Below are 8,966 nucleotides of genomic sequence, written 5' to 3' on the forward strand. Positions count from 1 at the left end.
ATCATAATGGATAAAATTTTATTTATTGGTGGCGGTCAAATGACCGAAGCAATTATACGCCCATTAATTGCAAAAAAGATATATTCGGCAAATAATATTTTCGTTAATGACATTAATGATTCACGTTTACATTATCTGCAAAACATGTATAACATAAAACCAACAAAACAAATAAAAGCCAATGCCGATATTATCGTACTGGGTGTTCGCCCACAAGATCAATGGGCACAGGTGATTAAAAAGTTAAAACCAGAAAATAAAAATACAATTATAATTTCAATAATTGCGGGAGTCACAATATCACAAATAAAACAATCTTTAACAGTAGATATACCAGTAATTAGAGCCATTCCCAATACCTTGACTGATACCGAATTTGGTTATTCTGGTGTTGCAACCAATACACAAGATCAATCTGTAGTCAAAAAATATTTAGTCATAAAATTTTTTAGCAGCTTTGGTAAACTGGAACTACTTGATGAATCATTGCTCGACATCTTTACTGGATATGCCGTTGCTGGTCCTAATTATATCTATTATTTTTATGAATCAATAGTCGATGCAGGAGTATTAGCCGGGCTACATCGAGATTTAGCAAAACGAATTGCCATTGAAAATCTATATGGAGCTGCAGAAATGTTACGATTAAGCAAAAAACATCCTCGTGAATTACTTGATATCAATAATTCTCCTGCTGGAGTTGGTATAAATGGGCTTTATGAATTAAATAACAGTGATTTTGCTGCCGCATTACAACGAAGTGTTCAAACAGCGGTCAAACGTACTATAGAATTAGGACAAATAAATAAGCACAAACCTCCTATGCCGACACAAAAACCAACTAATGAATAAATAATAAATAAAAAAGGAAGGCCGGCTCTAGTGATATGTAAAAATAGCAATAATGATAACTGAAAAAATACCAATTGCTTGAACTTTACTCAACTAAGCAAGCATATCTTTAAGGGAAAAGGTGAAATTATAATGCTATTACACAACAACTAAATTTACTAAAATTGTGTATATTGTTAAAACCAGTACAAATGATTAATAAACAACCAAACGAAAAAACGCGATATGATGCCAAAAGGTAATAAAATTTATGCTTTTAAATCAACAGGTAAACAGCCATTGCAAACTGATAATAAAACATTAGTTCACCCTTCGTTAGATATTTTCAGATCCCGAAAATACCTCTTATATATTGGAACTAAATCTTTACCATAAATTAGTTGGAAAGGATTATAAAGTATTAAAAGAAACCATGACAGCAATTATCCCGCTTAAGGGATTTATTACGTTGGATAAAAAGTGGAGGCTATCAAGGGAATTTCACTACAATGAAACAGTCAAAGAAACACAATCTGGTACATTATCTATATATGATGCAAAAATCACGTTAAAACCAGTTAAAACCAAGAGTTTTTGAAGTTAAAGAACATCCGGTTGGTGATCCGCTGAATCCTTTTGCCAAAACTGAAATTGAAAAAGCTTTGCAAAAAAGATTAGCAAAAAATTATAATTTCCCGTATCAAGGTTATTCAAGTCTGTGCGGGCCCGCAGCATTTTTTATTGTTTATTGATGGATAGACCAGACTTATATCGTCAGGTCGTGAAAGAACTTTGGGAATCCGGTAAAACTAAAATTGGGACATTAAAAATAGAGCCTAGTTATGATTGTCGTCATCCTAGCAATTTTTTTAAAAAAGGCTATCGAGGATATAAACCAAAAGTTCCGTCCATAGATTGGATTACCTTGGCAAGTTTAAGGATACAGAAAATAGCGTTTTTGATTACAATTCGCCTGATGATCAAGTTTCAGGTATTACAACCGCAGTAAACCTTAAAACATGGTTTGAAAAGGCTGGCGCTAAAAGTTTATACGAAATCAATACAAGCTTAATGAAACATATTATAGGTACTCATTTAACTTTACAAGATTTATGTCGTTTAAATTCTTATATTGCCCCTAATACACATGTTGTCGTATTGGTAGCTGCACAGATGATTGAATATGGTAATGGAAAAACTAAAAACCATTGGATAGTTTGGACAGACAAATTAAAATTATTTAATGGTCAGGAAATAACAGAGCAAACAGCATTAACTGAACAAGTACAACTTGAATTATATTCATGGGGAAAAGTAAAAAATCAGTTAGCTCATGGAAGAACTTTAGGTGAGGTTATGCAATACTCCTTCGCAGCTATGGTGGTAAGTAAAATTCCTTAAATAAAAAATATATGGCAATAAGATAAAAAGTGTTTAAAAAACACTTATTTTTAATAAAAAATTCTATTAATCGTAATAAATTATATGAAAAGATCTCAATATTATTTAATTTTACTTATTAATTTATTTTTAGTTTTTTCACTTGTTGGATGTTTTTGTAGACAAAAAATTGAAGTGCTACCAAAATCTTTACCCAATGCCTCTTTTGGTAAACCTTATTATGCTGAAATAAATATTAAAGGTGGTCTTATAGATGATAGACTTTTTGATTATCTTATTGAATCTGAAAATTCAGGACTTGAACTATTGCCTTTCGATTTAAAATCTGCTAGTCCATACAATCATCTTATAGTAAAAGGAACACCTAAAATGACCGGAACAATTATTATTAAATTCTTAAGTAGTACATTTGGGACAATGTGTCCAGGTAGCGAGTTTGAAAAAATTTATACTATTAATGTTGAGGAATAGCTTTTTATATCTCTATAAATTATATGAAAAAATTAAGGGTAATGGTATCACACTTTATCGCTCAAAAACTATTTCTGGCAAGGGCAGGACTTGAGCCAGAAGTAGTTAACGGTGGCATGCATAAATATTACATCCGTCGGACTTGGATTGACAGAATGAAACAATTAAACATTGATAATCGAATATTTTAAGAAAAGTCATTATAAAAAGAGCAGAATAAACAGCTGATATTATCATGAAAAGAAAACACGATGAAATGTGGGGTAATCATAACAACCAAGCATTTGATGTTTAAAATCATCATTGAATGTTCGTTTTTTGCGTTTAATCTTATTTATATTAGATCCTTTTTTAGTTGCGATAAGTTTACCTTATCCTTTAAAAAGTTTAGTTGTTTCAAAATTTTATTTAATAGTGTTGATTATTTAATAAGCCATACTAAAACGTAGTCTTTCCTGAAAGTTTTTAACAAAATAAGTTGGATATATCGTTTAAATAAATCTGGCTGGTTTGAATATAAGGTAGGTCAGGTAAATGGAAAGTAAGAATAAATTCTTATACTTTCCATTTCAACATATTATTAAATAATAATTAAAATTCTATGGTCAGCATTTATTATGCAATATCTTTAGCTATATACTTTTGACTGTTATCCTTAATAAATAAATATAATCCAATCAATGCACCAAATCCAAATAATCCAATAACATAAATAGCTGGTGCCATTTTGCTAACAAAATCACTCAAAAAGGAGATCAACAGAGGTGTTAATCCGCCCGCAATAGCGTAAGCCATGTTAAATGAAAATGATACACCACTATAACGAATTTGGGTAGGAAACACTCTCACCATAAAATAAGCAAAAGAGCCTACAATACCAACACTAAAACCTGCTAAAGAATAAGTAATAAATAAAAGATGTGGGTTATCTAATGATAGATAAAAAATAGCAATAACAATAGTTGCAATAACACAACCTATTAACATCACTTTCCCCATAGCAAATTTATCCATCATCATTCCATAAAATGTACAACTTATAATTAGTCCAATGATAGCTAATATATTTCCTTGCAACGCATCTATCGCTGAATAACCAAATTGCTTTTGTAATAAAATTGGTGTCATTAGCATAATAACCATAATACCAGCAGACAACACCCAAGTGAGTAGCATGGATAAAATAGTTTGAGGTAAATACCCCGTTAATACAGTGAGCACTGGTATTTTTTTAGCTAATTCTTGTTGTTTACGATTTTGCATTTCCAGAAAAATTGGTGTTTCTTTTAACCAACGACGTAAATACATTGCTATCAATCCAAAGACACCGCCAACTATAAATGGTATGCGCCATCCCCAATCAATAAGTTGTTCCGAAGATAAGCACTTATTCATGGCCGTTGAAACTAGCGAACCGAGCAAAATACCTAGGCTTAATCCACTTGTTAATATTCCACATGCCAATCCAATTTTATTTTTCGGTACATGCTCAGATACAAAAGTCCAAGCGCCAGGAACTTCTCCTCCTACAGCTAGGCCTTGACATAATCGCATAAGCAGTAACAATAAAGGTGCAAAAATACCAATATTAATATACGTAGGTAAACAACCTATAAATAGTGTTGGTAATGCCATAAGCAGTATACTTAACGTAAACATCCTTTTGCGACCAAATCGATCGCCAAAGTGCGCCATAACAATTCCACCCAATGGGCGTATTAAATATCCAGCAGCAAAAATACCAAAGGTCTGTACTTGGCTCAGCCAATCAGGCATATCATTCGGGAAAAAAAGGTGACTAATGGTTATAGAAAAAAAGACAAAAATAATAAAATCATAAAATTCTAATGCTCCACCTAATGCAGAAAGCGACAACGTTTTATAATCCTGAGCATTTAGAGTTCTTGTCGGTGTATGGAGTACTTTTGGCATGTTCATCCTTGTAAATTATTGTTTACAAACAGTTTAATATTTTTAACTACTATACTCTAACACTTAATCTTTTAAAAGAAGATAACAAATTAAGTAATAATTTAACTCAATCATAATGCCACTATATAACAATTGAATTTATTAAAATTAAGCATATCTTTAAAACTAGCACAAATGATTAATAAACAACCAAATAAAAGAACTACAATAATACATCTTACTAAACGGAGAGCTATAAAATGGCTAAAAAATGTATTTCTCGTGGTAAATTTACACGTATGCAGCAGTTATCAAACCAAGATGGCATTATTGCAGCATTAGCGATTGATCAACGCGGTTCAATGGTTAAAATGATGGAATCTGCTGTGGGGAAAGATCGTTATCATATCGATATGGTGTATGAATTTAAAGAACTTGTCTCTCAAGAATTAACTAAATATGTTAGTGCAATTTTGTTAGATGAAGAATATGGTTTTAAAGGCATGGCGGCTAAAAATAGCAATGCTGGATTAATCATGTCATACGAAAAAACAGGATATGATGCTAGTACTCCAGGACGATTACCCGATATTTTGCCTGAGGATTCATTACAACGCCTAATAAAAAAAGGTGCCGATGCTGCAAAAGTATTGGTTTATTATAATCCAGATGATCCTCAAGATATTTTAGACAAAAAACATGCTTTTTTAGAACGTTTAGGCAATGAAGCTAGAGCTGCTGATATTCCTGTATTTGTTGAACCGATTGTATATGATAACGTGATAACCGATGATAAAAGTCCTGAATTTGCAAAAATTAAACCTCAAAAAGTCATCAATACAATAAAAGAGTTCACTAAAGAGCAGTATTATATTGATATTTTAAAAGTCGAAGTTCCCGTATTGTTTAAGAATGTAGAAGGCTTTAACGACAACAATGTAGTTGTTTACACACAAAAACAAGCTGCTGACTATTTTAAACAAGCAAGTGAAGTAGCAACCCGCCCTTTTATCTATTTAAGTGCTGGTGTACCAACAAAGACCTTCCACCAAGAACTTATTTTTGCTGGTGAAAATGGCGCTAAATATAGCGGCATCCTTGGAGGTAGAGCAACATGGTTTGAAGGTGTTGCGGCCTATGCTAATGGAGGCAAAGAAGGTTTAAAACTTTGGCTAGATCAAACTGGTCGTGAAAATGTTGAGCATCTCAATAAGATATTAAAACAATATGCAACACCTTGGTACGATATCTATGGCGGTAAAGATAATATTGAAGTGATTGATGTTAAATTAGGTAATTAATTGCTAAAACAAAAAAGAACAGGTTTATTCCTATTTTTCCTGTTCTTTTTAATATCTCGTTTTAGAACCATGATTTAATATCAAACAAAAATAGCAAGATCCGCATTTTTAATCATTAAATAGCTTTATCAAAAAATAGATCAACTTTACTAAATTTAGCCATTGATTGTAGGTAATCCTTAATTTTAGATGAAAAAGTTAAGCTTTTAACACACGTCAAATTCCGTAAAACTGGAAACAAACAGATATCATCTAAAGATAATTGTCCATTACATGCATCTGGTGACACAATCAATAACTCAAGTTTATTTAATATAGCAGATACGGCAGACACTAATGAATCCGTTTGCATCAAACATTCATCAAACGATCCCATTTTTTTTGATTTACTATTAACAAAAGAATCGATAGCACTTTGTGTCGCAAACTCAGCTAAACCTAGTTTTATATAACGTGGACACACTAACTTATAATCATATTGTTGCAACTGTTTTATTAAATCTGTGATATCTGACGATCTAGGACCTGTTAAAATGGGTTTATCGCCATAATTGTTATCAACATAATCAACAATGTCTAAACTCTCAGGCATATAGCTACCATCATCTTTTTGTAAAATAGGCACCATTTTTTCACCAATCATACGCTCTGGCGATTGAAAATCATCACTCAATAATACCTGTTTTTCAACCGGTATATTTTTTAGACCAAAAATCATTCTAGCCCTAACACAAAAAGGGCAATGCTCATAAATATACAGTTTCATTTTCGCTTCCTTAAGCGTTCAACCGCCCATAATAAAAAAACTAACCCCAAAAATAATAAAAAAACAATACTTGAAGCATACAAAGCTTTGGGATAACCGATTCGTACAACATTAATAAAAGGGTATGGATATTGATTAGTATAATAACCTCGGACAAAAATATAAATGCCGTAAGATAGCATTGATAATATTGATCCTATAATGACATGAACGTTGATGCGTCTAAATGGCCCCCAAATCAGCCAACTTAATAAACCCAAAGCAGGTATAACAGCATGTAAACTTTCGTTAGTGATTTTCATTAATACATTAGGCGGGGTATGGATACCTCTTAACACTAAATTATACACAATAGCCGTTATAATCACACCAGCCAAACCATTTAAGCGAATAACTTTAAAACTATATCGATTACAATTAGGGTTAACAGATAACCACAAACAACTTAATGCCAGCATCAAATTTGATAACACCGTAAAAAAGCTATAATAATAAATTAATCGACCTATGGAAGATTCTGGTTGCCAAGGACGAAACTTTGTATGCCAATAAATATAAGTTTCCATGGCAATAATTGCGATAGCAAACAGTGCTATAAAAAGATTAATACTTCGCTTTAGCATAAAAAATAAATATAGATAAAACAGTACATCAGTATATACCAAACAGTATAAAAGCAAAAAGTTAACTGATTATTTTAAATTAATGCAAATAATTTAAAATAATCAGTTTTTAATATATAAATAAAATGCAATTCAACTAAAACATACTAACTAATGTCTACTGAGTGATATAAAAATAAATAGGTAATTAAATGATTAATCAATTGTTGTTTAAACTTGACGACAAATTTTTTCATCATAGTCGTTTATTTTATAATTTTTAACTATACCATAGCAGTATTTGTCCGATTTTTGAGTAAGACTCAATCTTTAGTTTTAATTTTCAGTGCGATATTTTATTAAATGTCTCATTTAATAAGTAATACATCCCTTTATAATGCTGTTCAAATTCTGCCAAATAAGTCGGGAGGATTAAAGGATATCATATTCTATAAGATGCCTTAACGTTATCACGGTAAAAATACAAATAAAAATCAAAAATTTGACATGGCTATATATATTACCTTAACGCTTAATCAGTGTTATTTTCTTGCAAATATGACACAACCGAAGCGGTAAGTGGTGTAAATACCCCAAACTTAGTACACAACTCACGTAGAAAATTAAGCTGCTTGTTTTAGTGTTTTATACTCAATCGGTGTCATGTTATTTAATGCCTCATGCGGTCTTTCGGTGTTATAAATCGTTAGCCATTCTTCGGTTATTTTCCTAGCTTGTGCTAAGTTGTTAAAAAGATATAAATCGAGTACTTCAGTACGATAGGTACGATTAAATCGTTCAATAAAGCCATTTTGATAAGGGCTACCGGGCTGGATATAATCAATGGTTATATCATGTGATTTAGCCCAGTTTATAAAGGTTTTTCCTGTAAATTCTGGCCCATTATCGACCCGTATTTTTAATGGATATCCATGATATTCGGCCAGTTTATCTAAGTAACGGGAAATCCTTCCTGCTGGTAAGCTTACTGCAATATCAATCCCTAACGCCTCACGATTAAAGTCATCGATAACATTGAATGTCCTAAAGCGACGTTGATTACGACTACTGTCACTCATAAAATCCATTGACCAACATTCACCTTGTTTATTGGGTGCTGATAGCCTTTCTGGGCTTCGTGGAGGAATGCGCTGTTTACGCTTTACCCTGAGATTAAGTTTCAACTCACAATACACCCGATACACCCGTTTATGATTCCATTTATAGCCGAGCTTTCTGATACGATTAAAGCATTTAGGAAAGCCCCAGCGCAAATGCCGGTCAGTGATAGCATTCAACACCGAAACAATCACCGAATCATCCGGTAACTTAGGTTGATAATAGTAAGCACAACGGCTTAAGCCAACAATGGCACAACTCATAGCAATAGTAACCGAATGATTTTGTTGTAGTTGCTGTGCCCACGTTTTACGTGCTTTTGTGGGCACTACAGCTTTTTTATGATTTCTTCCTGAAGCTGGGATTTTAAGCTCAGTTCGGCAAACATCTGTTTAAGCTTACGGTTTTCAGCCTCCAGCTCCTTTAAGCGTTTGATATCCGAAGTTTCCATTCCGCCGTATTTTTCCCGCCATTTATAAAAAGTTGAATTACCCATGCCATATTTACGGCAGAGTTCCTTGACAGGAATACCTGCTTCAGCTTCTTTTAAAATAGCGACGATTT

9 protein-coding genes are annotated in these 8,966 nt (G+C 32.5%); 5 read left to right on the top strand and 4 right to left on the bottom strand.

The window, feature by feature from the left end; translation table 11 throughout:
- The first annotated feature begins 6 nt into the window (after positions 1–6).
- The 4 genes from proC (at position 7) to A9G31_RS11750 (ending at position 2,894) form a co-directional block, all read left to right on the top strand.
- Positions 7–852, top strand: a complete 846-nt coding sequence (gene proC, locus A9G31_RS03425) for a pyrroline-5-carboxylate reductase (protein WP_065560446.1) — start codon at positions 7–9, stop codon at positions 850–852.
- An 894-nt stretch (positions 853–1,746) separates the two neighbouring features.
- Positions 1,747–2,232, top strand: a complete 486-nt coding sequence (locus A9G31_RS11380) for a hypothetical protein (protein ID WP_081299330.1) — start codon at positions 1,747–1,749, stop codon at positions 2,230–2,232.
- A gap of 84 nt (positions 2,233–2,316) precedes the next feature.
- A complete protein-coding gene (locus tag A9G31_RS03435) occupies positions 2,317–2,703 on the top strand; it encodes a hypothetical protein (protein WP_065560447.1) in 387 nt (128 codons plus the stop codon).
- A gap of 23 nt (positions 2,704–2,726) precedes the next feature.
- Positions 2,727–2,894: a hypothetical protein gene (locus A9G31_RS11750; protein ID WP_176700347.1), complete on the top strand. Its 168-nt coding sequence runs from the start codon at positions 2,727–2,729 to the stop codon at positions 2,892–2,894.
- Between the two features lie 424 nt (positions 2,895–3,318).
- Here the strand turns inward: A9G31_RS11750 and A9G31_RS03440 are convergent, their stop codons facing one another.
- Positions 3,319–4,635 carry an MFS transporter gene (locus tag A9G31_RS03440; protein ID WP_065560448.1) on the bottom strand — a complete coding sequence of 439 codons (1,317 nt, stop codon included), beginning with the start codon at positions 4,633–4,635 and terminating at the stop codon, positions 3,319–3,321.
- Positions 4,636–4,874: 239 nt separating this feature from the next.
- On the opposite strand from A9G31_RS03440, the gene A9G31_RS03445 reads away from it, so the two are divergent.
- Entirely contained in the window at positions 4,875–5,915 is a 1,041-nt protein-coding gene (locus tag A9G31_RS03445) for a tagatose 1,6-diphosphate aldolase (RefSeq protein WP_065560449.1), read from the top strand.
- A gap of 115 nt (positions 5,916–6,030) precedes the next feature.
- On the opposite strand, the gene grxB is transcribed toward A9G31_RS03445, so the two are convergent.
- From grxB to A9G31_RS03460, 3 genes are all read right to left on the bottom strand, one after another.
- Positions 6,031–6,681: a glutaredoxin 2 gene (grxB, locus tag A9G31_RS03450; protein ID WP_065560450.1), complete on the bottom strand. Its 651-nt coding sequence runs from the start codon at positions 6,679–6,681 to the stop codon at positions 6,031–6,033.
- Positions 6,678–7,304 (bottom strand): Pr6Pr family membrane protein, encoded by a 627-nt coding sequence (locus A9G31_RS03455; RefSeq protein WP_065560451.1) that lies wholly within the window; start codon positions 7,302–7,304, stop codon positions 6,678–6,680. The genes grxB and A9G31_RS03455 overlap by 4 nt, the downstream gene beginning before the upstream one ends.
- Positions 7,305–7,906: 602 nt before the next feature.
- Positions 7,907–8,964 (bottom strand): IS3 family transposase gene (locus tag A9G31_RS03460; protein ID WP_442902667.1). Its coding sequence is split into 2 segments (ribosomal slippage): positions 7,907–8,736 and positions 8,736–8,964, totalling 1,059 coding nucleotides; the frame shifts between segments, so codons are not numbered across the junction.
- Positions 8,965–8,966: the final 2 nt, after the last annotated feature.

Source organism: Gilliamella sp. Gris1-4 (assembly GCF_001690335.1).
Taxonomy (GTDB): Bacteria; Pseudomonadota; Gammaproteobacteria; order Enterobacterales; family Orbaceae; genus Gilliamella; species Gilliamella apicola_P.

What these genes read in the sequence shown, in the direction of transcription:
- A9G31_RS03440 (WP_065560448.1), bottom strand. Translation starts at nt 4,635, where the DNA reads ATGCCAAAAGTACTCCATACACCGACAAGAACTCTAAATGCTCAGGAT.
- A9G31_RS03445 (WP_065560449.1), top strand. Translation starts at nt 4,875, where the DNA reads ATGGCTAAAAAATGTATTTCTCGTGGTAAATTTACACGTATGCAGCAG.
- grxB (WP_065560450.1), bottom strand. Translation starts at nt 6,681, where the DNA reads ATGAAACTGTATATTTATGAGCATTGCCCTTTTTGTGTTAGGGCTAGA.
- A9G31_RS03455 (WP_065560451.1), bottom strand. Translation starts at nt 7,304, where the DNA reads ATGCTAAAGCGAAGTATTAATCTTTTTATAGCACTGTTTGCTATCGCA.
- A9G31_RS11750 (WP_176700347.1), top strand. Translation starts at nt 2,727, where the DNA reads ATGAAAAAATTAAGGGTAATGGTATCACACTTTATCGCTCAAAAACTA.
- proC (WP_065560446.1), top strand. Translation starts at nt 7, where the DNA reads ATGGATAAAATTTTATTTATTGGTGGCGGTCAAATGACCGAAGCAATT.
- A9G31_RS03435 (WP_065560447.1), top strand. Translation starts at nt 2,317, where the DNA reads ATGAAAAGATCTCAATATTATTTAATTTTACTTATTAATTTATTTTTA.